This window comes from Rhizobium sullae, from assembly GCF_900169785.1.
GTDB lineage: Bacteria > Pseudomonadota > Alphaproteobacteria > Rhizobiales > Rhizobiaceae > Rhizobium > Rhizobium sullae.
This window is the reverse complement of sequence record NZ_FWER01000001.1, coordinates 298,312-323,803: the sequence shown is the minus strand read 5'-3', so window position 1 is coordinate 323,803 and position 25,492 is coordinate 298,312. Positions and strand designations below refer to the sequence as shown.

22 protein-coding genes and 2 pseudogenes are annotated in these 25,492 nt (G+C 60.2%); 18 read left to right on the top strand and 6 right to left on the bottom strand.

Translation table 11 applies throughout. The annotated features are described in order from the left end of the window. The first annotated feature begins 1 nt into the window (after position 1). The 8 genes and pseudogenes from BN1800_RS01680 to BN1800_RS42170 form a co-directional block, all read left to right on the top strand. A complete protein-coding gene (locus tag BN1800_RS01680) occupies positions 2-1,384 on the top strand; it encodes a M20 family metallopeptidase (RefSeq protein WP_086993914.1) in 1,383 nt (460 codons plus the stop codon). 3 nt (positions 1,385-1,387) lie between these two features. Beyond that, complete coding sequence (locus BN1800_RS01675; protein ID WP_086993804.1) at positions 1,388-2,209, top strand: sulfite exporter TauE/SafE family protein; 822 nt, start codon at positions 1,388-1,390, stop codon at positions 2,207-2,209. Between the two features lie 11 nt (positions 2,210-2,220). Further along, the gene (locus BN1800_RS01670) at positions 2,221-3,717 is read left to right on the top strand and encodes an amidase (protein WP_086993801.1); all 1,497 of its coding nucleotides are present in this window, start codon (positions 2,221-2,223) and stop codon (positions 3,715-3,717) included. Between the two features lie 164 nt (positions 3,718-3,881). Further along, positions 3,882-4,154 (top strand): type II toxin-antitoxin system VapB family antitoxin, encoded by a 273-nt coding sequence (locus BN1800_RS01665; protein ID WP_086993797.1) that lies wholly within the window; start codon positions 3,882-3,884, stop codon positions 4,152-4,154. After that, positions 4,151-4,567, top strand: a complete 417-nt coding sequence (locus tag BN1800_RS01660) for a type II toxin-antitoxin system VapC family toxin (protein WP_086993795.1) — start codon at positions 4,151-4,153, stop codon at positions 4,565-4,567. The genes BN1800_RS01665 and BN1800_RS01660 overlap by 4 nt, the downstream gene beginning before the upstream one ends. Before the next feature lie 115 nt (positions 4,568-4,682). After that, a pseudogene (locus BN1800_RS01655) lies at positions 4,683-4,871 on the top strand (IS110 family transposase); the annotation flags it as partial. Positions 4,872-5,060: 189 nt separating this feature from the next. Further along, complete coding sequence (locus BN1800_RS01650) at positions 5,061-5,309, top strand: CopG family ribbon-helix-helix protein (protein WP_086993911.1); 249 nt, start codon at positions 5,061-5,063, stop codon at positions 5,307-5,309. Then, positions 5,306-5,539: pseudogene (locus BN1800_RS42170) on the top strand (type II toxin-antitoxin system RelE/ParE family toxin); the annotation flags it as partial. The gene BN1800_RS01650 and the pseudogene BN1800_RS42170, both read left to right, overlap by 4 nt. A gap of 231 nt (positions 5,540-5,770) precedes the next feature. On the opposite strand, the gene BN1800_RS01640 reads toward BN1800_RS42170, so the two are convergent. Continuing rightward, positions 5,771-7,060 carry an ABC transporter substrate-binding protein gene (locus BN1800_RS01640; RefSeq protein ID WP_086993792.1) on the bottom strand — a complete coding sequence of 430 codons (1,290 nt, stop codon included), beginning with the start codon at positions 7,058-7,060 and terminating at the stop codon, positions 5,771-5,773. 139 nt (positions 7,061-7,199) lie between these two features. On the opposite strand from BN1800_RS01640, the gene BN1800_RS01635 reads away from it, so the two are divergent. The 3 genes from BN1800_RS01635 to BN1800_RS01625 are packed head-to-tail and all read left to right on the top strand — an operon-like array spanning position 7,200 to position 11,098. Beyond that, a complete protein-coding gene (locus BN1800_RS01635; protein ID WP_086993790.1) occupies positions 7,200-8,228 on the top strand; it encodes a LacI family DNA-binding transcriptional regulator in 1,029 nt (342 codons plus the stop codon). A 9-nt stretch (positions 8,229-8,237) separates the two neighbouring features. After that, positions 8,238-10,091 carry a DUF2264 domain-containing protein gene (locus tag BN1800_RS01630; protein ID WP_086993908.1) on the top strand — a complete coding sequence of 618 codons (1,854 nt, stop codon included), beginning with the start codon at positions 8,238-8,240 and terminating at the stop codon, positions 10,089-10,091. Next, the gene (locus BN1800_RS01625; protein WP_086993787.1) at positions 10,088-11,098 is read left to right on the top strand and encodes a hydroxyacid dehydrogenase; all 1,011 of its coding nucleotides are present in this window, start codon (positions 10,088-10,090) and stop codon (positions 11,096-11,098) included. The genes BN1800_RS01630 and BN1800_RS01625 overlap by 4 nt, the downstream gene beginning before the upstream one ends. Positions 11,099-11,100: 2 nt before the next feature. On the opposite strand, the gene BN1800_RS01620 is transcribed toward BN1800_RS01625, so the two are convergent. From BN1800_RS01620 to BN1800_RS01600, 5 genes are all read right to left on the bottom strand, one after another. Beyond that, positions 11,101-12,375 (bottom strand): Gfo/Idh/MocA family protein, encoded by a 1,275-nt coding sequence (locus BN1800_RS01620; RefSeq protein ID WP_086993784.1) that lies wholly within the window; start codon positions 12,373-12,375, stop codon positions 11,101-11,103. Positions 12,376-12,411: 36 nt separating this feature from the next. Further along, on the bottom strand, positions 12,412-13,242 hold the full coding sequence (locus tag BN1800_RS01615; RefSeq protein WP_086993781.1) for a sugar phosphate isomerase/epimerase family protein: 831 nt from the start codon (positions 13,240-13,242) through the stop codon (positions 12,412-12,414). Positions 13,243-13,269: 27 nt separating this feature from the next. After that, complete coding sequence (locus BN1800_RS01610) at positions 13,270-14,508, bottom strand: dihydrodipicolinate synthase family protein (protein ID WP_086993778.1); 1,239 nt, start codon at positions 14,506-14,508, stop codon at positions 13,270-13,272. Between the two features lie 3 nt (positions 14,509-14,511). After that, positions 14,512-15,660, bottom strand: coding sequence for a Gfo/Idh/MocA family protein (locus tag BN1800_RS01605; RefSeq protein WP_027511960.1), 1,149 nt, complete (start codon positions 15,658-15,660; stop codon positions 14,512-14,514). A 125-nt stretch (positions 15,661-15,785) separates the two neighbouring features. Then, on the bottom strand, positions 15,786-16,463 hold the full coding sequence (locus BN1800_RS01600) for a TetR/AcrR family transcriptional regulator (protein ID WP_086993775.1): 678 nt from the start codon (positions 16,461-16,463) through the stop codon (positions 15,786-15,788). 208 nt (positions 16,464-16,671) lie between these two features. Between BN1800_RS01600 and BN1800_RS01595 the strand changes: the two genes are divergently transcribed. From BN1800_RS01595 to BN1800_RS01565, 7 genes are all read left to right on the top strand, one after another. Continuing rightward, complete coding sequence (locus tag BN1800_RS01595; RefSeq protein WP_027511958.1) at positions 16,672-17,958, top strand: ABC transporter substrate-binding protein; 1,287 nt, start codon at positions 16,672-16,674, stop codon at positions 17,956-17,958. A gap of 5 nt (positions 17,959-17,963) precedes the next feature. Then, on the top strand, positions 17,964-18,926 hold the full coding sequence (locus BN1800_RS01590) for a carbohydrate ABC transporter permease (protein ID WP_086993772.1): 963 nt from the start codon (positions 17,964-17,966) through the stop codon (positions 18,924-18,926). 1 nt (position 18,927) lies between these two features. Next, the gene (locus BN1800_RS01585) at positions 18,928-19,806 is read left to right on the top strand and encodes a carbohydrate ABC transporter permease (protein ID WP_425298947.1); all 879 of its coding nucleotides are present in this window, start codon (positions 18,928-18,930) and stop codon (positions 19,804-19,806) included. Positions 19,807-19,823: 17 nt separating this feature from the next. Then, the gene (locus tag BN1800_RS01580; protein ID WP_086993767.1) at positions 19,824-20,897 is read left to right on the top strand and encodes a Gfo/Idh/MocA family protein; all 1,074 of its coding nucleotides are present in this window, start codon (positions 19,824-19,826) and stop codon (positions 20,895-20,897) included. A gap of 21 nt (positions 20,898-20,918) precedes the next feature. Beyond that, positions 20,919-21,995 (top strand): ABC transporter ATP-binding protein, encoded by a 1,077-nt coding sequence (locus BN1800_RS01575; protein WP_027511954.1) that lies wholly within the window; start codon positions 20,919-20,921, stop codon positions 21,993-21,995. Between the two features lie 69 nt (positions 21,996-22,064). Further along, a complete protein-coding gene (locus BN1800_RS01570; protein ID WP_086993764.1) occupies positions 22,065-22,940 on the top strand; it encodes a phosphotransferase in 876 nt (291 codons plus the stop codon). A 1-nt stretch (position 22,941) separates the two neighbouring features. Next, entirely contained in the window at positions 22,942-25,392 is a 2,451-nt protein-coding gene (locus tag BN1800_RS01565; RefSeq protein WP_086993761.1) for a GcvT family protein, read from the top strand. Positions 25,393-25,492: the final 100 nt, after the last annotated feature.

Genomic DNA, 25,492 nt, shown 5'->3' with positions numbered 1-25,492 from the left:
CATGGACAGAACACACCTGATCAAAGCCGCCGCCCACTATGTCGACGGCGGAGGGCTGGTCGCGGATCTGGCCGCGCTGGTTGCGCGCCGCTCCGTCAGCCAGTCGGAAGGGCGGCTCGAGGATCTCTACGCCTATCTGCAGGAGGATATGCAGCCCCCGTTGTCGGCCATGGGCTTTGCCGTCGAGATTTTCGACAATCCCCGCGAGGGCGGCGCTCCCCTGCTGATCGCCAGCCGCATTGAGGACGAGAGCTTGCCGACGGTTCTGGTCTATGGCCATGGCGATGTCTGCAACGGGGAGGCCCATCGCTGGCGGGAGGGACTTGAGCCCTTCACGCTGATCCAAGAGGGCGACAGGCTCTATGGCCGCGGCACCGCCGACAACAAGATCCAGCATCTGATCAACATCAGGGCGCTGGAATTGCTGATCCGCGAAAATGGCCGGCTCGGTTTCAATGCCAGGATCATTCTCGAAATGGCCGAGGAGACCGGCTCCTTCGGGCTGCGCGAATTCTTTACCGCCAACCGGGAGCGGCTGGCAGCCGATGTGCTGATCGCGTCGGACGGCCCGCGTTTGGCGGTCGACACGCCGACCATGTTCATGGGGTCGCGCGGCGGCATGTCGATCAATCTGATGGTCAATCTGCGTGACGGCGACCACCATTCCGGCAACTTCGGTGGATTGCTGGCCGATCCCGCCATCATCCTGGCCCAGGCGATCGCGACGATCACGGATGCGCGGGGTCAGATCCGGATCCCCGAATGGCGCCCGACGAGCCTGACGCCCGATATCCGTGCCACCCTCCGCGATTTGCCGCCGCGCCACCACGACAGCGAATGGGGCGAGAGCGATCTGACGCCGAGCGAACGCGTTTTCGGCTGGAATTCCTTTGCCGTGCTCGCCATGTCCTCCGGCAATATCGACGCGCCGCAGAATGCCATCTCGGGCTCGGCGCAGGCCACCTGCCAGCTGCGCTTCGTCGTCGGCACTGACATGGAGGACATTATCCCGGCGCTGCGCCGTCATCTCGATGCCCATGGCTTTCCCATGGTCGAGGTTCGTCCCGCGCGCGGTGAGGCCTTCCGGGCCACCCGCTTTTCGCCTGATCATCCCTGGGTGCGTTTCGTCCAAGACTCGCTGGCGCAGTCGGCGGGAAAGCAGCCGCATGTACTGCCCAATCTGGCCGGCTCCCTGCCCAACGATGCGTTTACCGACATCCTCGGGCTGCCGACGATCTGGATTCCGCACTCCCATGCCGAATGTGGCCAGCACGGCCCCAACGAGCATGCGCTCGTGCCGATTGCACGCGAAGGCATGCAGGTGATGACAGCGCTGTTCCTCGATATCGCCGAGAATGCCGCAAGCCTGAAAGAGATTGCCTGATCGATGGATTTCGTTCTGCTCTTCGTCTTTCTGGCCGCGACAGGCGCCTTGTCCGGCCTGATTGCCGGCTTGCTCGGGGTCGGCGGCGGTGTCGTCCTGGTGCCAGCGCTCTATTACGTCTTCGAGTTCCTCGGCTATGAGAGTGACCGCTTGATGCAGGTCTGTGTCGCGACGTCTGGCGGCACAATTATCTTCAATTCAGCGCGTTCGGTTCTGATGCACCATCGGCGTGATGCAGTCGACTGGTCCGTGCTCAAGCGCTGGGGACCCGCGATTTCTCTCGGCGCGCTGGCCGGGGTGGTGGGTGCCGCTTCGCTGCGCTCGGCCAATCTGTCGGTGATCTTCGGGGTGATTGGAATGGTGCTAGGGCTCTACATGCTGATCAGCCGGCCGCACTGGAAACTGTCGGACAGGATGCCGGGCCGGGTGCTGGCCAGTGCCTACGGGTTGGTCATCGGCTTTTTCTCGGCGATGATGGGCATCGGCGGTGGCTCCTTCGGCGTGCCGGCCATGACGCTCTATGGCATGCCGGTGCAGAAGGCGGTGGCCACGTCCTCGGGATTCGGGCTGTTGATCTCCGTGCCATCGTTTGCCGGATTTCTGATCGCCGGCTGGGGCCTTTCCGGTCTTCCGCCCTACACGATCGGTTTCGTCAACCTGCCGGCTCTGGTTGTCATCGTCGCCATATCGATGACCACGGTCTCCCTCGGCGTCCGGCTGGCGCATTACCTGCCGGCTGCTATGCTCAAGCGGATTTTCGCCGTGTTCATCTCACTGTTGGCCCTCAATATGCTGATCAAGGGCCTTGTCGCTCTCTCGATGTAAAAGGTATCGCCATGAGCAAGACCCATCCCGCCGATCTCGATGCGATGGAAGCTCGCCGGCTGATTGGGCAGCGCCGCCTGTCTCCGGTTGAACTGGCAGAGGCCTGTATCGAGCGCGTCATGCAGATCAATCCCGCGATCAACGCGGTGGTGGCGCAGGATTTCGACCGTATCCGGGACGAGGCGCGGCAGGCCGAGCAAAGCGTGATGCGTCATAAGGCGCTCGGTCCGTTGCACGGCCTGCCTTTTGGCGTCAAGGACATGATCGACGTCCAGGGCCTGCCAACCACCTTCGGCTCGGAAATCTTTCGTGACAATATCGCGGAGAAGGATGATGCCATCGTTGCCGCCATGCGCCGGGCCGGCGGCATTCCTCTTGGCAAGACCAACAATCCGGACTGGAGCGCCGGCGGCAATACCCGCAACGCCGTTTACGGCGTCACGGCCAATCCTCACGACACCACGAAAAGTGCAGCCGGTTCGTCGGGCGGTTCGGCAGCCCTTCTTGCGGCCCGAATGGCACCGCTGGCCACGGGTTCGGACACTGGCGGCAGCCTGCGCAATCCTGCCGCCTTCTGCGGTGTTGTCGGCTTCCGCCCATCTCCCGGCGTTGTTCCCGGCGATACACGCGCCATGGCGCTGATGCACCTGTCGACCAGCGGGCCGATGGGGCGTAGCGTCGCGGATGTGGCGCTGATGCTGTCGGTCATGGTGCGGCCCGATCGGCTCGACCCCTATACGGTGGTCGTCGATGGGCAGACTCCGTGGCAGGCCGACCGCTTCAGCCAGGGCCGGCGTCCGGACCTGGCTGCCCTTCGGATTGTCGTGACCGAGGATTTCGGCTTTGCGCCGACCTCCATGATGATCCGCGAGACTTTTGGCCGGGTGGTGGCGCGGCTGTCTGACCATCTCGGCAGGGTCGATGAGACCCACCCCGATTGTACAGATGCCGATCGCATCTTCTCCGTTCTTCGCGGCGTGATGTTTCTCGGTATGCACCACACGCTGTTGCAGACCCACCCGGACAAGATCGGCCCGAATGTCCGCGCCAATATTGAGGAGGGCCTAAGCTATGGGCCGCTCGATATTGCCGATGCACTGGTGAAACAGGGCCGGTTCTATCGCGATTGGCAGCGGTTTTTCGAACACCATGATTATGTGCTTTGCCCGGCCGTGACCATCAGCCCGCGCGACTGGCACGAGCTTTATCCGACCGAGATCGACGGTCAGCCGACGAAAAACTACTATCACTGGTTGGCCATGGCCTATGCCTCAACGCTGGCCGGCCATCCGTCGATCACCATCCCCGTCGGCCGAGACGCGCTCGGCATGCCCTTCGGTCTGCAGATCGTCGGCAGGCGGCATGATGACGCTGGCGTTCTGCAGGTGGCGGCCGCGATTGAGGAGATCTTTGCGGACGACCTGATTTTTGGGGTTCCCATTGTCGACGTGCAGACGCTGAAGACGGCTCCAAAACTGGCCGACTGCGAGGGGTTCATGGGCTTCTAAAGTACCCTTGAACACGGAATCGGCGTGGGGATTTCCCTCTTTGGCGGGTGAGCCGTGAGCGGAAGGGCGACGATGACGATCTGTAGCAACGGATTTTCGATCTCCTCCATTGAAGGATCGGCATGGAAAAGCTATCTAGATTGTGTATCTAGAAGGAGGCTGGCATGGCCTTGAGCATTAAGACCGAGGAAGCAGACCGGCTGGCGCGGGAATTGTCCCGCCTGACCGGCGAGACCATGACTGACGCCATCACCCAAGCCATGCGCGAGCGGCTGGAACGGCTGCGCGCCGAACAGGAGGCGCAGAGCGACTACGTTTCGCGCATGAAGGCTTTCGTCCGCGCACGCGCCAGCCGCTATGATCGCCGCCCGGTCACGAAACAGGAATGGGATGAAGCGGTCGGCGACACGCCCGAAGAGCTTGGTTTCTCCCGATGATGGTCGTCGATGCGTCCGCCATCATTGCGATCATGTTCGAGCAGGCGGAAGCGCCTGACTGCATGGCCGCTCTCCAGACAGACGCTTCGCGCCTCATATCGGCGGTGAACTATGTCGAGGCCGGCACCGTCATGGCGGGCAGGATCAAGGACGGGGACCGGCACGAAGCGATTGCCGATCTGGATGCGTTTCTGGCCGACTTCCGTATTGCTATTTCTCCTACAGATGAAAATCTGGCGCGTGCCGCCATGAGGGCGCGTCTGGACTACGGCAAGGGGTTCGGAACACGGAGCGGGCTGAACTTCGGCGATTGCTTTGCCTATGCCCTCGCCAAACGGCATTCGGCCCCGCTTCTGTATGTCGGCGACGACTTCGCGTTCACCGATGTTCAATCCGCATTTTCGCAGTCGTGAGCCGACAAAGAGAGGATTGAACCCATGAGCCGCGCCGCTCTTTACGCCCGCTATTCCTCCGACAATCAGCGCGAAGCGTCTATCGCGGCCAGTTCCGGCTTTGCCGTGAACATGCGTGGCGGGAACGGTGGCAGATCGTCGGTTCCGCGATCGCTTCAGCGTTGCTGGCGCCAAGGATGATCGGCGCGATGCGCAGGTCTTGGCCAGTGCCCCGCGCACCGATCGGCCGGCTTTTCGCAGCTTGTCGCTGGATGATCCGCTAGTGATCGAGTTGCGGGAGCGGTCGCGCATAAGCGAAGACCTGCAGCAGGAACGCAACCGGCTTGTCAATCGGTTGCGCGAACAGCTCTGGCGCTACTATCCGCAAATGCTCGCGTTCGGTGGCGGTGTGGCCGGGATTTATTCACCTGGACGAAAGTTCCGACACGAGCAGAATCTTGACGAACACGTTGGTTCACAAATAATCAAAGTGAACCAACGAAAGTTAGATGCCATGACCGCAGCGTTTACCGTGCGTGTGAAGGATGAAACCGCAAGCAAGCTGGACCAGCTTGCCGCAAAGCTGGATCGTTCCCGCTCCTACATGGCTGCCGAAGCCATCGAGGCTTTCGTTGAGCAACAGGAATGGCAGCTTGCCGAGATCGAAGCCGGGTTGGCCGAAGCTGATCGTGGCGAATTCGCCAGCGATGCGGATGTGGCGAAAGTTGTCGGAAAATACATCAAGTCCGTCCGTCAATCATGAGCGGAAAGCGTATTCGCTGGACGCTTCGGGCGTCGCGGCGGCTTGATGAAAATCGGCGCGTATATCGAGAAAGACAATCCCGATCCTGAGGCTCGCGTGGGGACCTGCCTGCTAGCGGGCGGCCGGGTCGCGTCAAGGGCACCCGTGAAATCGTACTGGCGGATATTCCCTATATCATCCCGTACCGCGTCAGCCTGGACATCGAGATTCTAACAGTCATGCATGCACATCTGGCGCGGGGTCACTTCCAGCGTTCGGTGATCTCCTCTCTCAGCTTGGAAAGCTTGCCAGGGCCGCAGCATGAGCGGCTTTGATCCAAAGCCTCACGGACGGCATAGAAACTCAAAGGGCTGAGTCCTGTGCAATACAGAACCCAGCCCTTAAATCTGCCCAGCCTTTTAATCCGTCCAACTTTGCGGGTCAGTTCACGAAACCGGGCCTTCTAGGAAAAGAAGTTCGATTCAACTTCTGATCGTTGCTTTGCCTTGTTCCACCAGGCGGGCCGCGGCGTCTGCGGGCGTCGTGCGTTCGAAGGCGAGTTCGTCGGCGATCGGGCGAAGGACGCGCTGGTCGAATTCCGTCGCACCGAGCGGGGCGGGTGCCGGGTAGTCCCCGACCTGATCCTTGAGCAGCTCAACGTATTTGACGGTTTCCTGCTCCGTCGGGTTGAGGTTCGGCAGGATTGCTTCGCGGACGGTCGCCGACATCGGCACGCCGCGTTCCACGCCGAGGATCTTGCCGGCTTCGGTATCGTTGACGAAGAAGTCGATGAACTTGGCGGCCGCTTCAGCGTTCTTCGTTGTCGCCCCGATGCTCCAGATGAGCGCGGGGCGGTAATAGTGGCCGGAGGGACCGCTCTTGCTTTCACGCGGCAACATGGTGATCGCCAGTTTGCTCTTCGAGATCAGCTGATAGCCGACGAGCTGGTTCGAGTAGGCCATGCCGATCGCCGATTTGCCGAGCGCCAAGCAGTTGGTGTCGATGGTGTTCTGGTCGAGCGTCTGGACATCGGCCGCGACCGTGCCGCCCTTCTTGCGCAGTTCCTCCCAGAAGCTGTACCACTCCTTGGCGTCTTCGACGTCGAAACCCAGGCTGCCATTGGCGTAGAGGCTCTTGCCGCGCTGGCGCAGCCAGGCATCGAAGACATAGGCATAGCGCGCGCCGTAGGGGCCACCCCAGTAATTGTCCTTGCCGGCGGCCTTTGTGAGCTCGACGGCCAGTTTGGCATATTCGTCCCAGGTGAGGTCCGGCGTCGGCAAGGCAAACCCTGCCTTTTCGAAGGCCGTCTGGTCGAAAAAGAGTGCGAAGGAGTTCAGGCCGAGGCCGATGCCATAGAGCTTGCTGTCGACAGTCGTCAGCTTCAGCATGTCCTTGCCGAAGGCGTCGACCTTGAGAGCCGAGGGAACGAACTCGTCGAGGGGCATGCAGGCGCCGCGCTTGGAGTAATCGGAGATCGTGCTGGGCTCGAGCTGGAACACATCGGCGATCGCGCGGCCGGCCATCTGCGTCGCGAGTTTCGTCCAATAACCGTCGCCGCTGAGCGACTCGCCGACGATCGTGACGCCCGGCGTTTTGGCCTGATAGAGTTTTGCGACTTCCAGCGTACGCTTGGCGCGGTCGTTCGAGCCCCACCACATGGCACGCAGCTGCGTGTCTTCGGCGAAAGCCGGAATGGCGCTGCCTGCGCCGAATGCGAGCCCCGTAGCCACACCGGCCGAGCCCTTCAAAAATGAACGTCGATTGATCTGCATGATTATCCTCCTTTGTCGGCTGCCAGCGCCGTCCTCCAACGGTTCTCCGGCATGTCACGAGCAGAGTACGCAAAAAATTTCTGTTTGCAACATTTTATCTTTCACTTGCAAATTTGCGTAATTTGCATAGTTTTGAGTCATGAATGAAATCAAACCCAGGCGGCCGCGTCAGGCCGATATTGCAGCCTTGGCGGGCGTCTCCGTTTCGACGGTCTCACGCGTGCTTGCCAACGAGCCCGGCATTAGCGGGAGCGTGCGCGAGCATATTCTGAAGGTGGCGGCCGAGCATGGATACCAGGTGAGATCACCTCAAGAAGCGGTTCCCGGCGGACTTGCGCTGATTGCGAGCGACGGCGTCACGGGCGGACTGAGCGTTTTCTACGAGTCCATCGTCGAGGGGCTGCGAGCAGCGGCGGCGGAGAACGGAATGCCCTTCGAGGTTCGGCTGATCCGGGAAGACCGCGCGACGCCCGAAGTCATTCGAGACCATTTGAAGTTGGCGCGTGCCGAGGGTCTCTTTCTCGTCGGCATCGATCCGAACGAAGGCTTGCGCGGCTGGATCGAGGACGAAAGGGTTCCGGTCGTCCTCGTCAATGGCACGGACCCTCAGCTTCGCCTCGACGGTGTTTCACCTTCCAATTTTTTCGGCGCCTTCCAGGCTGCCGAACGGCTGCTGAACGCCGGTCACCGACGCATCCTGCATCTGACCGGCTCCCACCGTCATACGATCCGCGAGCGTATCCGCGGTTTCGAGGCGGCGGTGGCGTCAATCCAAGGCGCAGAAAGCAGGCTTGTGCCGATGAACTTTCACGGCAGTGCCAGCCGCGAGGCGCATGAACTGACGGCGGCGGTCCTCGCGGAGAACGCCGGTTTCACGGCTGCCTTCTGCATGAACGATTTTATCGCGGTCGGCGTGCTGGAGGCTGTGACGGAAGCGGGCCTTCGCGTGCCGAAAGACTTCGCAATCGTCGGTTTTGACGATCTGCCTTGCGCACTGATGACCAATCCGCCGCTTTCCACCATGCGCGTCGATCGTGCAGCACTTGGCCGGGAGGCGATCGGCTTGATGATGTCCCGGTTCCGCGACCGGGCGGCCCCCGCCCGTCATGTATGCCATGCGGTCATCCCCGTTGCCGGGGGTACCGTGCCCGAAGTCGTAACCTCTTGAGTGATTCCGATGACTTATGATCCGGCCAGCGCCAATCCGCTTGCAGGCAATCCGCTTGAAACGCGTCAGGATATGAGCCGCGCGCTTCTCGATCTCTTCGATCCGCTGCTGCCCTATTTTTCGAAGGGCAATGCCCGCGTGCGGCTAGATGGCGCCGGCGCGCATTTCGATCGCGCCGCCGCCGACTTGGAAGGCTTCGCCCGGCCTCTGTGGGGTCTTGCTCCTTTGGGTGCGGGAAACGGCCGCTTCGAGCACTGGGATCGCTTCGCTGAGGGCCTCGCCAACGGCACCGATCCGGAGCATCCGGAATATTGGGGCACGGTCAACGGCCGCGACCAGCGCATGGTGGAGCTTGCCGCGCTCGGTTTCGCGCTGGCGCTTGTCCCGGAAAAGATCTGGGAGCCGCTCGATGCGCGTGCCCGAAACAACGTCATCGGCTATTTCAAGCATGCGCGCCAGTTCGATTATGCCGACAACAACTGGAAGTTCTTCCGCATCTTCGTCGATATCGCGCTTAACCGCTTGGGCGCGGACTTCGACCGCAGCCTCACCAAGCAATACCTGGAAGAGCTGGAAGGCTTCTATATTGGCGACGGCTGGTATCGCGACGGCAATGTCCGCCGTGTCGATCACTACATTCCCTTCGCGATGCACTTTTACGGCCTGATCTATTCGAAACTTGTCGATGATGACTATGCCAAGCGCTATCGCGAACGGGCAGTGCTCTTTGCAAAGGATTTCAAGAACTGGTTTGCGGCCGACGGGGCGACAGTACCGTTTGGCCGCAGCCTGACATACCGCTTCGCCTGTGCCGGTTTCTGGTCGGCGCTTGCTTTCGCCGATCTCGAAGCCCTGCCTTGGGGCGAGGTCAAGCATCTCTGCCTTCAGCATCTGCGCTGGTGGGGGGGCAGGCCGATAACGAACCGCGACGGCGTCCTGTCGATCGGTTTCGGCTATCCCAATCTGCTGATGTCGGAAAGCTATAATTCCGCAGGCTCGCCCTATTGGGCTTTCAAGGCCTTTCTGCCGCTCGCAATTCCTGGGGATCATCCGTTCTGGACGGCAAAGGAGAAGATGCCGGAAGCGGTCGCGGTCTCTCCGCAGCGCCACCCGGGCATGGTCGTGATGCGGACAGGCGGCGATGTTGTGGCGCTTTCCTCTGGCCAGGAAAATCTCCAGATGCGATTTGGGACGGAAAAATACGCAAAATTCGCCTATTCAGCGCGATATGGTTTCAGCGTTGAAGCCGACGAGCGCAATTTTGCCGGCGGTGCCTTTGATTCGGCGCTGGCCTTTAGTGACGACGGGTTGCACTACCGTGTTCGCGAGACGAATACGGAAGCCGAGATTGCCGGCAATGTGCTTTACTCGAAGTGGTCGCCGTTCAAAGATGTCTCCGTCCAGACATGGCTCGTGCCTGCCGCGCCCTGGCATATCCGCGTTCACAGGATCAATACGCCACGTGTATTGCAGACGGCCGAAGGCGGCTTCGCGATGGCCAAGCGGGATTTCGACCTCGATATGCTTTCGGCGGAAGCAGGTGCCGCGCATGTTATCGGCGAAGCTGATTTTTCCGGCATCGCCGATCTCGGCTCATCCGTGAAGCGCACCGGCCTTGCGCAGAAGGCTCTGCCGAATACCAACCTGATTGTTGCAAAGACATTGGTGCCGCAGTTGCGTGGCGAAATCCCGGCAGGCGAAACGGTGCTGGTTACGGCAGTGCTTGCAATCGATGATCCGGAAGCCGTTTCCGGGATCTGGACGAAACCGCCGAGCGTGCCGGATATCGACGCCTTGGAGGAACAGGTAAGGAAAAACGGTGTCACCGTCAGCGCCATTGCAGCACCAGGGCAGATGCCATGAGCCGTCTCGGCATCGCGCTTGCCATGCATCCGGAGCGCACCGAACATGTCGTCTCGGATGAGTTGCTTCAACGTCTGGAAGGCATCGGTCGCCTGCTTGACCGCGAGCCACTGCAGAATTTTTCTGACGAGCGCGCCCGGCGCGTGCTTCCGGAGACGGAAATCCTCATCACAGGCTGGGGGGTGCCCGAGGTGGGCAGCGAGGTGCTCGCTGCGGCAAGTGGCCTGAAGATCATCGCTCATGCGGCAGGCACGGTCAAAGGCATAATCGGCGAAGAGATTTTCAAGGCCGGGATCGCCGTCAGCCACGCGGCGGAAGCCAATGCCATTCCGGTTGCGGAGTTTACGCTTGCAGCCATTCTATTTGCCGGCAAACGAGTTTTCCGCTTCCGCGACCTTTACGCAGCGGACCGCAGTCGTCACCGCACCCATCCGATGCAGCGCCTGGCGATCGGCAACTACCACCGTACTGTCGGCATCATCGGTGCATCGCGGATCGGCCGCCGCGTCATCGACCTGCTGAAGCCGTTCGCCTATAAGCTCGTGCTGTTTGACCCGACGATCAGCATGGCCGAAGCGCGAGGGCTTGGAGCCGAGAAGCTCGATCTGGATACGCTCATGAAGGTCTCGGACATCGTTTCGATTCATGCCCCGTCCCTGCCTTCCACGCGGCATATGATCGATGCGGACCGGCTCGCTCTGATGAAGGATGGCGCAACGCTCATCAACACGGCGCGAGGTGCCATCATCGATGAAGCCGCCCTGCTGGCGGCACTTGCAACCGGCCGCATCGATGCGATCATCGATGTCACCGACCCGGAAATCCCCGAGCCGTCGTCGGCCTTTTACGATCTGCCGAATGTGTTCTTGACGCCCCATATTGCAGGCGCCGTCGGATTGGAGCGCATGCGCCTCGGCGAAATGGCGGTGGACGAGATCGAGCGTTTCCTGAAGGGCGAGCCGCTGCTTTACGGCGTCACGCTCGCGGACCTCGAAAAGATCGCCTGAGCCTATTCGACTCTGCGGGAATTCGGTGAGCCGTCATTGGTAAGCTCAGGCATCAGATCGGCAAGATTGACGACCTTGCCGGTGCGGGAACTCTGCAGCGCTGCAATACCGCAAAGAACGGACATGGCGCCGGCGCGCGTTCCGGCGCGCTGATGCAGTTTGTCCTGCATGTCCGGCTTGAAGATCATGTTGCGCATCCGGTCGTCGCCACCGTAGTGGCCCCCGGAAAAATGCGGCACGACGATGCGCTCAAGTGCCTCCTTGCCATTGGGGAAATTCCGGATCAGCAGGATCTCGTCCTCTTTCTTTACCTCCCAAGGTTGGGCTTCGTGCTGGCGGATTTCGATCCGGCCTTTGGTGCCGTTGAATGCCAGATGGTGGCCTTCAATCGGCTGGAAGGTGTTCAGCGAATAGGAGACATGCACGTTGTTTCGATAGCGGATGCTGACGACCATGGTGTCTGGAATGTCGATATCCTCACGGAAGACGCACCCGTCGCGAAAATATCCGTCAATCTTCGACGGTTCCTCGTAGAGCGTATCCAGGAAGGGATCGGCCTCCAGATCGAGATAGTAGTCGCATTCACCCGTGTGCGGACAGAGCTTGCAGCGCGGGCCGCGGAAGGGGCCTTTGCGGCCGTAATTCTGTAAGTCGGCGAAGGATGTCACAGCTTCCGGATCGCTGTCGAGGTACCAGTTCAGCAGATCGAAATGGTGTGTTGCCTTATGGACGAAGAGGCTACCGGAATTCTCGGTATAGGCGTGCCAGCGGCGGAAGTAGTCTGCGCCGTGTTTCGTGTTCAGGTACCAGTGGAAATCGGCCGAAGTGACGCGGCCGATCTCGCCGGAATTGAGCAGTTCCTTAATCTTGGCGGCCGTCGGCGCATAACGGTAGTTGAAGGACACGTCGACGCGCCTGCCTGTCCGCTTCTCGGCGTCGATGATGCGGCGAATCTTGTCGACTGCGGTCGTCATCGGTTTTTCGGTGATGACGTCGATCCCGGCCTCCAGCGCCCGCACGACGATCGCATCATGCGTGTGATCTGGTGTGCAGACGATGACGAGGTCCGGTTTGACCTCGGCCAGCATCGCATCGATATCCTCGTAGATCGGCGCGTTGCTGCCGATCATCGTGCGGGCGCGCTCACCACGCAGGGAATTCTTTTCGACGATTGCGACGAGATCGACATGCTCGCGCCAACCGGCGAGCAGGTCCTTGCCCCACATGGTGGTTCCGCGATTTCCCGTCCCGATCAGTGCAAAACGGCGTTTCTCCATCGATGATCCTCCTCATGCGCCCTGAAATATATCGAATTATGCTCGGCAGCAGCTATGATACCGTTCGACGCAGGTTGCGATGACCTCGTCCGCTGGCCGTTTCCACCAATTTTCTGCCGAAAAGATTTCAACTTCCTGCGCGCCGAAGAAGCCTGCCTTCTCAACCATTTGCCTGATACCTTTGAGATCGATCACGCCGTCGCCCATCATGCCGCGGTCGGTTAGCATGTCCTTGGTGGGTACCAGCCAGTCGCAGATATGATGCGCGAAGATGCGCTTCATCCGGCCGGCGCGTGCGATCTGGTTGGCGAGATCCGGATCCCACCAGACGTGGTAGACGTCGATTGCAACGCCGACGTTCTCCCCCAGTTGCTCACATATATCGAGCGCGTGAGCGAGCGTGTTTACGCAAGCCCGGTCCGCGGCATACATTGGATGCAGCGGTTCAATTGCCAGTGGCATGCCGGCGGCTTCTGCATGCGGCAATATCGCCGCGATGCCGTTGGACACCATCTGGCGCGCTGCGCCAATGTCCTTCGAGCTTCCCGGCAGGCCGCCCACGACAAGGACAAGGCAATCGGCGCCGAGTGCTGCCGCCTCATCGATTGCGCGCCTGTTGTCGTCCAGGTTCCTCTGCCATCCCACCTCGTCGGCTGCCGGAAAGAAGCCGCCGCGGCAAAGGCCGGTCAGCTTCAATCCATTCGACTTGACGATACGAACGGCCTCGCTGAGTCCCACTTTCGCGACCTGCTCGCGCCAGGGCGCGATCCTGGTGATGCCGTGCTTCAGGCAGATGTCGACGGCTTCGGCAAACCCGCACTGTTCGCGGATCGTCGCAAGATTGATCGAAAGTCCTTCGACCTGCATATAAACTCCTCCCACTCCCGATCGGCGTCAGTGAACGCCATGAACGGCGAGCACCTGCTTCATGCGGCTGACCGCCATATCGGGATCGGCAAGAACCCGCGCCTTGTCCGCCAGCCGGAAAAGCTCGGCGAGATGCGTCAGCGAACGCGTGCTCTGCTGCCCGCCGATCATCGTGAAATGGTCCTGCAGGCCATTGAGATAAGCCAGGAAGACGACGCCGGTCTTGTAGAAGCGCGTCGGCGCCTTGAAGATGTGGCGTGAAAGCGGAACGGTTGGATCGAGCAAGTCGAAGAACTCGCGATTGTCCTTGCGGCCGAGGGCTTCCATCGCGGCGGAGGCCGCCGGAGCAATGGCATCGAAGATGCCGAGTAGTGCATCGGAATGCCCCTGTTCGTCGCCGGCTATCAATTCGGCATAGTTGAAGTCGTCGCCGGTATACATGCGCACGCCTTTCGGCAGTTGCCGGCGCATCGCCACTTCCTTTTCTTTCGACAGCAGCGACACCTTGATGCCGTCGACCTTTGCGGCATTGGCTTCGATCACCTGCAGGCAGGTGGACATGGCCTTAATGTGATCCGGATTGCCCCAATAGCCTTCGAGTGCCGGGTCGAACATCTCCCCCAGCCAATGGANCATGGCCTTAATGTGATCCGGATTGCCCCAATAGCCTTCGAGTGCCGGGTCGAACATCTCCCCCAGCCAATGGATGACGACCGGCTCTCTTACTTGTCGCAGGATACGGTCATAGACGCGAATGTAATCATCAGGCCCTTTCGCAGCGGCCGCAAGTGCGCGGCTTGCCATCAGGATGATGCGCCCGCCCTCTGCCTCGACGGCTTCGATCTGTTCTTCGTAGGCCTTGATGATCGTGTCGATCGTCACGTCGGGACCAGGAGCCAGATGATCGGTACCGGCGCCGCAGGCGATCAACGCATCCTTGCGAGTGCGCGCCTCCGCAAGTGCGCGGCGGATGAGCTCGCGGGCCTCGGGCCAGCCAAGTCCCATGCCGCGCTGTGCCGTGTCCATCGCTTCTGCAACGCCGAGGCCGAGGTCCCAAAGGCGGTGGCGGAAAGCGAGCGTCCGTTCCCAATCGATGGCAGGCGTCAGCCATGGGTCGTTGTCAGCCAACGGATCGGCAACGACATGGGCAGCGGCAAAGACTACGCGCGGAAAGTCCTTTGCGTCGCGCTTCTTGATCTCGATCGGCGTCCCAGCCAGCGTATAGGGGGCGATCCTTCCGTCGAGGGGGAGATTGATCGTTTGCATATATCAGAACTCCAATGCCGGAACGTCGAGCCAGCGCCGTTCGGCCCAGGATTTCAGGCCCAGTTCCGCAAGTTGGACGCCTTTGGCGCCGGCTTCTAGGCCGTAGGGCCATGGCGCGTCTTCGGCGACATGGCGCAGGAACATCTCCCACTGCACCTTGAAGCCGTTGTCGAATACCTGCGTATCCGGCACCTCGTCCCAGGTCTTGTAGAAGTCGATCGTCTGGGGCTGGTCCGGATTCCACACTGGCTTCGGCGTATTGACGCGATGCTGAGTCCAGCATTTCGTAAGGCCGGCGACAGCGGAACCATGTGTGCCATCGACCTGAAATGTGACGAGGTCGTCGCGACGCACGCGCACGGCCCAGGACGAGTTGATCTGCGCGATCACACCGCCGTCGAGCTCGAAGGTTGCATAGGCCGCATCATCCGTATCGCAGTCATAAGTCTTGCCCTGCTCGTCGATGCGGCTGCCGATGTGCGTGGCGCCGAGGCAGGAGACAGCTTTGACTTCGCCGAAGAGGTTGTCGAGCACATAGCGCCAGTGGCACAGCATGTCGAGGATGATGCCGCCGCCGTCGCCCTTGCGGTAGTTCCAGGACGGTCGCTGCGCCGGAACGCCCCAATCGCCCTCGAAAACCCAGTAGCCGAACTCGCCGCGCACCGAGAGAATCTTGCCGAAGAAACCGGACTCGCGCAGCAAGGCCAATTTGCGAAGCCCCGGCAGGAAGAGCTTATCCTGCACGACGCCGTGCTTGAGGCCGGAGGCTCGTGCTTTTCTTGCTAGATCGACGGCTATCTGCAGGTCGTCGGAGATCGGCTTTTCGCAGTAAACGTGCTTGCCGGCATCGAGTGCCTTGGAAAGCAACTCAGCGCGCATCAGCGTCGTTCCGGCATCGAAAAAGATCTGGTCGTCCGGATTGGCGAGTGCGGCATCGAGATCGGTCGACCAGCGCTTGATGCTGTGCTTTTTCGCCAGCTCTTCCATCTTGTCGCGGTTGCGTCCGACGATGATCGGATCGATCTCCAGCCGTTCGCCGGATTTCAGGAGCAAGCCGCCCTGATCGCGAATGGCGAGGATCGATCGCACCAAGTGCTGATTGTATCCCATGCGGCCTGTGACGCCGTGCAAAATGATCCCCAGACGAGCCATCTCATTCCTCCCTGCCAAATTATCGAACGGCCGGAGCGGGCGTCGCCCGGTCCTCCCAAAACCAGTAACTAAACGGTTACTTGATGGCAGATCGGAAGCGGGGCTGTCAATAGTCAATCTGATTTTCAGCGCTTGATGGAGGCGAGTGTCACGTGGACGATATGCTGTTCCCAACTGTTGAGGCTTGAGGGCTCGAGCAGCTCGCGGCCGAAGATCGTCGAAAGTGTGTACTGGTTTGAAAGGTAGAAATAGCCGAGCGACGCGATCGTCAGGTAGACGTGAAGGGGGTCGGCGTTCTCGATGAAGACGCCCGCTTTCTTGCCGCGCTCGAGAACCTGCGCAAGCTCGCCGATCAGATGCGAATGCAGTTCCTTGAGCCGGACGGACTGGCGGAGCCAGCGGGCGCGGTGCAGGTTTTCCGTGCCGAGAAGGCTGAGAAACTCCGGATGCTTGAGGAAATAGTGCCAGGTGAAGAGAGCGAGTTCGCCGATTCCTTCCTCCGGGCTGCGGTCGCCGATATGCAGGGCACGCTCCGCTGTACGGATGCCGACATAGGCCTCCTCCAGCACCCGCAGGTAGAGCTGCTCCTTGTCGCCGAAATAGTGATAGAGCATGCGCTTGTTGGTGCCCGCTCGCTCGGCAATTGCATCGACGCGTGCCCCGCCCATGCCGTTTTCTGCAAACTCGCGGGTAGCGGCTTCCAGGATCGCGGCCTTGGTTCTTTCGGGGTCGCGCTGCAATACGCGTTCGCCGGAAGCGCGTGCGATTCTTTTCTTCTCCGTGCTTTTGCCGCGAGTATCCATCCGATTCATCTCCCCAGACGCTCTGTTGCGCTCATAAGGCTTCGGTGCGAGATTGTAAAAGCGAAAATCCGGGAGGAGAACCTCGCGAAATTATCACCGCTTGACAGGCCCGATGCTTGTCCATAACTTGTAACCAATTAGTTATTTGTTGCAAGAGAAACCAGCAAGGAGCGTATGGAGGCGCTCCCCAAGGGAGGAGGAAAAACAGATGACACTACGGGTAAGCAGACGTAATTTCATGGCGGGCGGGGCAACGCTTCTTTCGCTTTCGGCACTGGGTTCCAGTGCCTTTGCGCAGGATGCACGCCTGCGGCTGCTCTGGTGGGGATCCCAGCCGCGCGCTGACCGCACCAATAAAGTATCGGAACTCTACAAGGCGAAGAATCCGGGCATTTCGATTACCGGCGAGTTTCTCGGCTGGGGCGATTATTGGCCTCGCCTGGCGACGCAGGTCGCTGGCAAGAATGCCCCCGATGTTATCCAGATGGATTACCGCTACATCGTCGAGTATGCACACCGCGGCGCACTTGCGCCTCTCGATTCCTATATGCCTTCGAAGCTTAATCTCGCTGACTTCGACAAGGCACAGATCGAGGGCGGCAGCGTCGACGGGCATCTTTATGGCGTGAGCCTGGGTGCGAATTCAGCAGCAACCATGCTGAACACGATCGCCTTCGAGGAAGCGGGCATCGATCTTCCGACGAAGGCAACGACCTGGGAGGAGTTCGGCAAGATGGCCGCCGAGCTGACCAAGGCCGGCAAGCGTAAAGGCCTGTTCGGAATGGCCGATGGCAGTGGTGGTGAGCCGCTTTTCGAAAACTACCTTCGCCAACGCGGAAAGGCGCTTTACACGGCCGATGCGAAAGTTGGCTTTGGCGTCGAAGAAGCGACCGAGTGGTTCGATATGTGGAACAAGTTCCGTGAAAACGGCGCATGTGTTCCGCCTGACATTCAGGCTTTGGACAAGAACGACATCGAGACCAATACGCTGACCCTTGGCAAGTCAGCCGCTGGTTTCGCACACTCGAACCAATTCGTGGCATATCAGCAGATGAACAAGGACAAGCTCACTCTGGCAAACCACATGCGAGTGACAAAAGATTCGAAGGGCGGGCATTACCGCAAACCTTCTATGTTCTTCTCCGTTTCATCCCAGTCGAAGGTGGTCGATCAGGCAGTCGATTACGTGAATTTCTTCGTCACAAACCCTGAGGCGGCGCTGGCGCTGGGTGTTGAGCGCGGTATTCCGGAATCGGCGGCGATGCGTGAGGTCGTAGCAGCCAAGCTCGACGCTGTTGGGAAAGTGCCGCTGGAATACGTCTCTGGTCTTGGCGATCTCGCCGGCAAGCTGCCGCCACCGCCGCCTGCGGGTGCAGGTGAGGGCGAGCTCACGCTTCGAAACATCTCTGAGCAGGTCGGCTTTGGTCAGCTGACAGCGGCAGATGGAGGCAAGCAGCTCGTGGACGAACTTACGCGTATTCTCGCGCGGGGCTGATCCAAATGAATAATGCGATGCGCACGATGCCTGCAGAGGCAGCGACGGTAGAACGGTATCAGGGTGTGGTGGCCGACAGCCGGTTCAAGCGGCTGTGGAATGCCAATGCTCCCGGTTACCTTTTCCTACTGCCCTGGCTTCTGGGCTTCTTCGGGCTGACGCTCGGACCTGCCCTGATCTCGCTCTACCTATCCTTCACCGACTTCGACATGCTGAGGTCGCCGGGCTGGGTAGGCGCGGCAAATTACGTGCGCATCGCCACCGCCGATCCGAAATTCGCCTCTGCGATGTCGGTCACCTTGACCTATGTCGCGCTGTCGGTGCCCTTCAAGCTTGCTTTTGCGCTGATGGTCGCGCTGGCCTTGAACCGCGGCGTGCGAGGCCTACCGATCTACCGCGCCATCTTCTACCTGCCCTCGTTGCTTGGCGCGAGCGTGGCGATTGCCGTCCTCTGGCGCCAGCTTTTCGCCGGTGACGGCTTGGTCAATGCGGCACTTGCGCAATTTGGCATACAGGGGCCGAGCTGGATTTCGCATCCGAGCTATTCGATCTATACGCTGGTTGCGCTCAGCGTGTGGCAATTCGGCTCACCGATGATCATCTTCCTCGCCGGTTTGCGCCAGATCCCGCAGGATATGTACGAGGCCGCCAGCCTCGACGGCGCCTCGAAGTTCCGGCAGTTCTACAAGATCACGCTGCCGCTTCTGACGCCGGTCATCTTTTTCAACGCCGTCGTGCAGACGATCGACGCCTTCAAGGCTTTCACCCCCGCCTTCATCATTTCCGGCGGCACCGGTGGCCCGATCAATTCGACACTCTTCTACACGCTCTATCTCTATCAGGAAGCCTTCGGCAACTTCCGCATGGGCTATGCCTCGGCGCTTGCCTGGGTCCTAGTGATCATCATCGCGATCTTCACCGCCTTCTCATTCCTGTCTTCGCGTTACTGGGTGCACTACGATGACTGAGATGACCGCCATTGTCACCGCCCCGCAGCCGCCCTCGGACGTCAACAAGCGCAGCCTGCCGGGTTCGATCCTGGTTCACGCCCTGCTGATCGGCGGCTCGCTGCTGATGCTTTATCCGTTGCTTTGGATGCTTTCGGCTTCGGTGCGCCCGGAAAACGAAATCTTCACGTCGACGTCGATTTTTCCATCGTCCATTGATTTCTCGTCCTATCTTCGTGGCTGGGTCGGTCTCGATGTCAGCTTCGGCCGGTTTTTCTGGAACTCGCTGGTGATCTCGGTGCTGACGGTGATCGGCAACGTCATTGCCTGTTCTCTCGCTGCCTTCGCTTTTGCGCGCCTTCGCTTTGCCGGCCGGAATTTCTGGTTCGCGATCATGCTCGGCACGCTGATGATCCCGTATCATGTGACGTTGATCCCGCAATATGTGCTCTTCCTGAACCTCGGCTGGGTCAACACCATCCTGCCGCTAGTCGTGCCGAAGTTCCTGGCAAGCGACGCCTTTTTCATCTTCCTTATGGTGCAGTTCTTCCGCGGCATCCCGCGCGAACTGGATGAGGCCGCGATGATGGACGGCTGCAGCGCGTGGCGCATCTATTGGAAGATCATGCTGCCGCTTTCCCTACCGGTGCTGGCGACGGCCGCAATCTTCTCCTTCATCTGGACCTGGGATGATTTCTTCGGCCCGCTGATCTACCTGAATGACATGAACACCTACACGATCCAGCTCGGTCTGCGCACATTCGTCGATTCGACCAGTGCATCGGATTGGGGCGGCCTATTCGCCATGTCGACGCTCACGCTGGTGCCCGTCTTTTTCTTCTTCCTCTTCTTCCAGCGTCTGCTGATCGAAGGCATCGCCACGACCGGCATGAAACGCTGATGCGGATGGGAAGTGAGATGAGCATCAAGACGGTCGCCATTGTCGGCTGCGGTATCGGGCGTTCTCATATAGTCGAGGGCTATCTGCCGCATCCGGATAAGTTTAGGGTCGCAGCCGTCTGCGATCTCAACGAGGAGCGCCTGAACGCCGTCGGCGACGAGTTTGGAATTGAGCGCCGGACGGCCTCCTTTGCGGAGCTCCTGGCCGATGAGAGTATCGACATCATCGATATCTGCACACCTCCTGGCATCCATCGTGAACAGGTGGTGGCAGCCCTTGCCGCGGGAAAGCATGTCGTCTGCGAAAAGCCGCTGACCGGCTCGCTTGCCGCTGTCGACGAGATCATGGAGGCGGAAAAGGGCGCCAAGGGCACTCTGATGCCGATCTTTCAGTATCGCTACGGCGATGGCATTCAGAAGGCGAAACACATCATCGATGCCGGCATAGCCGGCAAGTTCTACATGGGCGCCGTCGAAACCTTCTGGCTGCGCAAGCCGGAATATTACACGGTCCCCTGGCGCGGCAAATGGGCGACTGAACTCGGCGGCGTGCTCGTAACCCATGCGCTGCACCTGCATGACATGCTCTTCCATCTCGCAGGTCCCGCCGCCCGCGTCTTTGGCAGGGTTGCCACGCGTGTCAATGACATCGAGGTGGAAGATTGCGCCTCCGTCAGCCTTTTGATGCAGAATGGCGCTTTCGTTTCACTTTCCTGCACGCTGGGTTCGCAACAGCAGATCAGCCGGCTGCGGCTGCATTTCGAAAACGTTACTTTCGAAAGCAACCACGATCCCTACGCGCCAGGCAAGGGGCCGTGGCAGATCATCGCCGCGAATGACGAAGTGCAGGCAAGAATCGACGCTGCCATTGGCGACTTGCCGCCGGTTGCGCCGCGGTTCAACACGCAGATGGCCCACTTTCATCAACACCTCAGCGGCAAGGGTCCGTTGCCGGTCACGAGCGCCGATGCGCGGCGTGCGCTGGAACTAGTAACTGCAATTTATCAATCGTCCGATAGCGGCGCAGACATTGCGCTGCCCATCGGACCGGACAGCCCGAAGTACGCCGACTGGCGTGCAAAAACGAGATAACGGACCAGGAGGGTTTAGAAGATGGCAACAGGTGTCGTTCTTCAGAAGGTCGAAAAGCGCTACGGGTCGCTGGATGTCATCCATGGCATCGACCTCACGATCGATCCCGGCGAGTTCGTGGTCTTCGTCGGCCCGTCCGGCTGCGGCAAGTCCACGCTGCTGCGTATGATTGCGGGCCTGGAGGAGATTTCCGGCGGCGGCCTGCTGCTCGACAACGAGCGCATGAACGAAGTGGCGCCTGCCAAGCGCGGCATCGCCATGGTCTTCCAGTCCTATGCGCTCTATCCGCATATGTCGGTCTACAAAAATCTCGCCTTCGGTTTGGAGACGGCCGGCTACAAGAAGGCTGAGATCGAGCCGAAGGTGCGCCGTGCCGCTGAAATCCTGCAGATCGAAAAGCTCTTGGAGCGCAAGCCGAAGGCTTTGTCTGGCGGTCAGCGCCAGCGCGTCGCGATCGGCCGCGCTATCGTGCGTGAACCGCGCATCTTCCTTTTCGACGAGCCGCTGTCGAACCTTGATGCGGAACTTCGCGTCCAGATGCGCGTCGAAATTTCCCGCCTGCACCGCAATCTCGGCAACACGATGATCTACGTCACGCACGACCAGGTCGAAGCCATGACCATGGCGGACAAGATCGTTGTGCTGAATTCGGGCCGCATCGAGCAGGTCGGAGCTCCGCTCGACCTCTACAACAATCCGGCAAATCGCTTTGTCGCAGGATTCATCGGCAGCCCAAAGATGAATTTCCTGAAGGCGAAGATCGAGCAGGTCAATGACAGTGACACGACGATCAACGTCTGCGGCGGTTCGATCCGCCTGCCCCGCCGCCTGAAAGGTTCGGCCGGTCAGGAGGTTACCTTCGGCATCCGTCCGGAACACTTGTCGGTGGCCGATGGTGGTATTGCACTGGCGACCGTCAATATCGACCTGGTCGAACACCTCGGCGGAGCCACCATGCTCTATACGAAGACACCGGACAGTCAGCAAATGACGGTGGCTCTGGATGGCCAGCAGAAGGTCGAGCGCGGCGCGAATGTGACGGCCTCCTTCGACCCCGCTCGCTGTCACGTCTTCGCGGCTTCGGGCGCCACGATATAAAGCCTGTGCTGCTTGACAGCTAAGCCTGCTCTGGCCCATCCTTCGAGGGCGGGTTGCGAGGGGGAAAGCGTGACGCCTGAAGATAGGATTCATGCACTTGGCATCTGGCAGGGCCCGATCGAAATTGCACCGATTGCCGGCGGCATTACCAACCGGAACTATCTCGTAACGGATCGCGCTTGCCGCCGCGTCGTGCGCCTCGGTGACGATATCCCGATCCACCACATTAGCCGCCGCAACGAGCTTGCGGCGAGCTTGGCAGCCCACGCCGCGGGACTTTCACCCGCAGTCATCCATCATGAACCCGGCGTGCTCGTCCTCAATTTCATCGAAGCGCGGGCTTTGACGGCGGCAGACATCCAGGATGTGCGGGTGCTCGCACGCGTCGTGCCGCTGGTCCGCGCCTGCCATCGGCACGTCGCCCGCCATTTCCGCGGCCAGGCGATGATTTTCTGGGTTTTCCATGTCATCCGCGACTATGCCGCCACTCTGACTGCCGCCGAAAGCGGCTATACGCAGATGCTGCCAGCGCTGCTCGAAAAGGCCGAAATGCTCGAGCAGGCCGCCGGGCCTTTCGATATCGCCTTCGGCCATAATGACCTTCTTGCTGCGAACTTCCTCGATGACGGCAAGCGTCTTTGGCTGATCGATTGGGACTACGCGGGCTTCAACACGCCGCTCTTTGATCTCGGCGGTCTCGCGTCGAACAACGAACTCTCGAAAGATGCCGAGCGGCAAATGCTGGAGACCTATTTCGACCGGCCGCTGACGGGGGATCTTTGGCGGCGCTATAACGCCATGAAGTGTGTATCGCTGCTGCGCGAGACGCTGTGGAGCATGGTCTCGGAAATCCACTCCAGCATCGATTTCGACTACGCCGCCTATACGGCCGAAAACCTCGCGCGCTTCAAGCGCGCCTATAAGGCATTTGAACGGGATCAGTAATATGACGAAGGAATTACCGAAGACAGCAAAGGCCGTGGTCATCGGCGGTGGCATCATCGGCTGCTCGACTGCCTATCATCTGGGCAAGCTTGGCTGGACGGATACGGTGCTGCTTGAGCGCAAGAAGCTCACTTCGGGAACCACCTTCCATGCCGCAGGCCTTGTCGGCCAGCTCCGCACCAGTGCCAACATCACCCAGCTGCTTGGCTATTCCGTCGATCTCTACAAGAAACTGGAAGCTGAAACAGGTCTCGGCACCGGCTGGAAAATGAACGGCGGCTTACGGCTTGCCTGCAATGAGGAGCGCTGGACGGAGGTGAAGCGGCAGGCAACGACGGCGCAGTCCTTCGGCCTCGACATGCGGTTGCTCACTCCCCAGGAAGCCTTCGAACTCTGGCCATTGATGACGATCGACGACCTTGTCGGCGCGGCCTATCTACCGACCGACGGCCAGGCCAACCCGTCCGATATCACGCAAGCGCTGGCGAAAGGCGCACGCATGTCCGGCGTCTCGATCTTCGAAGATACGGAAGTCCTCGACCTCGACATCGACAAGGGAAAGCTCCGCGCCGTCATCACCGAAAAGGGTCGCATCGAATGCGAGCGCGTCGTCGTCTGCGCTGGCCAATGGACCCGGGCTTTCGCTGCCCGTTTTGGCGTCAACGTGCCGCTCGTATCCGTCGAGCACCAATACATCATCACCGAATCCTTCGGCGTCCCGTCGAATTTGCCGACGCTGCGTGATCCTGATCGTCTGACCTATTACAAGGAGGAGGTCGGCGGCATCGTCATGGGCGGCTATGAGCCGAACCCGATCCCTTGGGCCGTGGACGGTATTCCGGAAGGTTTCCACTACACGCTGCTCAACAGCAACTTTGATCATTTCGAGCAGATCATGGAACAGGCGTTGGAGCGGGTTCCGGGCCTGCAGAAGGCCGGGGTCAAACAACTCTTGAACGGGCCTGAGAGTTTCACGCCCGATGGCAATTTCATTCTCGGCGAAGCGCCGGAACTGAAGAATTTCTTCGTCGGTGCCGGTTTCAATGCCTTTGGCATCGCCTCCGGGGGCGGTGCCGGCATGGCGCTTGCCGAGTGGGTGGCCAAAGGTGAGCCGCCTTACGATCTCTGGCCGGTCGACATCCGCCGCTTCGGCCGCCCCCACTTCGATACCGACTGGGTGCGCACCCGGACGCTCGAAGCCTATGGCAAGCATTATACGATGGCCTGGCCTTTCGAGGAGCATTTGAGCGGCCGCCCCTGCCGCAAATCGCCGCTTTACGATCGCCTCAAGGCGCAAGGCGCCTGCTTCGGTGAAAAGCTCGGCTGGGAACGTCCGAACTGGTTTGCCGATCTCTTTGCCAACGAGGAGCCGAAGGACGTCTACACCTATGGCCGTCAGAACTGGTTCGATGCCGTCGGCCGCGAACACAGGGCCGTTCGCGAAGCGGCTGTCATCTTCGATCAAACATCTTTTGCAAAGTTTGTTCTCAAGGGGAGGAATGCGGAGGCCGCCCTTTCGTGGATCGCTTCGAACGACGTCGCCAAGCCGGCCGGATCGCTCACCTACACGCAGATGCTGAACGACAGGGGCGGCATCGAATGCGACGTCACCGTCGCTCGCATTGCCGAGAACGAATTCTACATCGTTACCGGCACCGGCTTTGCTACCCACGATTTCGATTGGATTTCCCGCAGCATCCCGGCGGATATGCAGGCCGAGCTTGTCGATGTGACATCAGCCTATTCGGTTCTTTCCTTGATGGGGCCGAATTCCCGCGCTGTCCTCGAGAAAGTCACTGCCAGTGATGTGTCCAATGCCGCCTTTCCGTTCAGCCGGGTGAAGACCATCGGCATCGCCGGCTGCCCCGTCAGGGCGCTGCGGATCACCTATGTCGGCGAATTGGGCTATGAACTCCATGTCCCCATCGAATATGCAACGACAGTCTATGATTCCTTGATGGCGGCAGGCCGTGATTTCGGCCTTATCAATGCCGGCTACCGTGCCATCGAAAGCTGCCGATTGGAAAAAGGTTATCGTGCCTGGGGCTTGGATATTGGCCCCGATCACACGCCAGTCGAGGCGGGACTCGCCTGGGCCGTCAAGATGAAAAGGAATATGGCCTTCCGCGGCCGTGAAGCGATTGAGCGCCAGCTCTCTGGTGACGTAAAGAAGGTGCTCGCCTGCGTCGTGCCGGACGATCCGGAGACCGTCCTCCTCGGCCGCGAAACCATTTATCGGAATGGAAAGCGCGTCGGCTGGCTCTCCAGCGGCGGCTTCGGCTACACGATCGGCAAGCCGATCGGCTACGGCTACATCCGCAATCCCGACGGCGTGACTGAGGATTTCGTGCTGTCGGGAACTTATGAACTGGACGTTGCAAGGGAGCGCGTCCCCTGCACGGTGTCGCTGAAACCGCTCTATGACCCGGAGATGAAGCGCATCAAGGTTTAGTTCTCGCCACTCAGCAGTCCCTCAAATGTCGACGGGACGTCTACCACAAGCTCCTCATCCTGTGACAAGCACAGGTGAGGATCAGGTATTGCGGATGAGC

Bases quoted from the DNA above. Each gene is read 5' to 3' on its own strand.
- BN1800_RS01680 (WP_086993914.1), top strand. From the start codon at position 2: ATGGACAGAACACACCTGATCAAAGCCGCCGCCCACTATGTCGACGGC.
- BN1800_RS01675 (WP_086993804.1), top strand. From the start codon at position 1,388: ATGGATTTCGTTCTGCTCTTCGTCTTTCTGGCCGCGACAGGCGCCTTG.
- BN1800_RS01670 (WP_086993801.1), top strand. From the start codon at position 2,221: ATGAGCAAGACCCATCCCGCCGATCTCGATGCGATGGAAGCTCGCCGG.
- BN1800_RS01665 (WP_086993797.1), top strand. From the start codon at position 3,882: ATGGCCTTGAGCATTAAGACCGAGGAAGCAGACCGGCTGGCGCGGGAA.
- BN1800_RS01660 (WP_086993795.1), top strand. From the start codon at position 4,151: ATGATGGTCGTCGATGCGTCCGCCATCATTGCGATCATGTTCGAGCAG.
- BN1800_RS01650 (WP_086993911.1), top strand. From the start codon at position 5,061: ATGACCGCAGCGTTTACCGTGCGTGTGAAGGATGAAACCGCAAGCAAG.
- BN1800_RS01640 (WP_086993792.1), bottom strand. From the start codon at position 7,060: ATGCAGATCAATCGACGTTCATTTTTGAAGGGCTCGGCCGGTGTGGCT.
- BN1800_RS01635 (WP_086993790.1), top strand. From the start codon at position 7,200: ATGAATGAAATCAAACCCAGGCGGCCGCGTCAGGCCGATATTGCAGCC.
- BN1800_RS01630 (WP_086993908.1), top strand. From the start codon at position 8,238: ATGACTTATGATCCGGCCAGCGCCAATCCGCTTGCAGGCAATCCGCTT.
- BN1800_RS01625 (WP_086993787.1), top strand. From the start codon at position 10,088: ATGAGCCGTCTCGGCATCGCGCTTGCCATGCATCCGGAGCGCACCGAA.
- BN1800_RS01620 (WP_086993784.1), bottom strand. From the start codon at position 12,375: ATGGAGAAACGCCGTTTTGCACTGATCGGGACGGGAAATCGCGGAACC.
- BN1800_RS01615 (WP_086993781.1), bottom strand. From the start codon at position 13,242: ATGCAGGTCGAAGGACTTTCGATCAATCTTGCGACGATCCGCGAACAG.
- BN1800_RS01605 (WP_027511960.1), bottom strand. From the start codon at position 15,660: ATGGCTCGTCTGGGGATCATTTTGCACGGCGTCACAGGCCGCATGGGA.
- BN1800_RS01600 (WP_086993775.1), bottom strand. From the start codon at position 16,463: ATGGATACTCGCGGCAAAAGCACGGAGAAGAAAAGAATCGCACGCGCT.
- BN1800_RS01595 (WP_027511958.1), top strand. From the start codon at position 16,672: ATGACACTACGGGTAAGCAGACGTAATTTCATGGCGGGCGGGGCAACG.
- BN1800_RS01590 (WP_086993772.1), top strand. From the start codon at position 17,964: ATGAATAATGCGATGCGCACGATGCCTGCAGAGGCAGCGACGGTAGAA.
- BN1800_RS01585 (WP_425298947.1), top strand. From the start codon at position 18,928: ATGACCGCCATTGTCACCGCCCCGCAGCCGCCCTCGGACGTCAACAAG.
- BN1800_RS01580 (WP_086993767.1), top strand. From the start codon at position 19,824: ATGAGCATCAAGACGGTCGCCATTGTCGGCTGCGGTATCGGGCGTTCT.
- BN1800_RS01575 (WP_027511954.1), top strand. From the start codon at position 20,919: ATGGCAACAGGTGTCGTTCTTCAGAAGGTCGAAAAGCGCTACGGGTCG.
- BN1800_RS01565 (WP_086993761.1), top strand. From the start codon at position 22,942: ATGACGAAGGAATTACCGAAGACAGCAAAGGCCGTGGTCATCGGCGGT.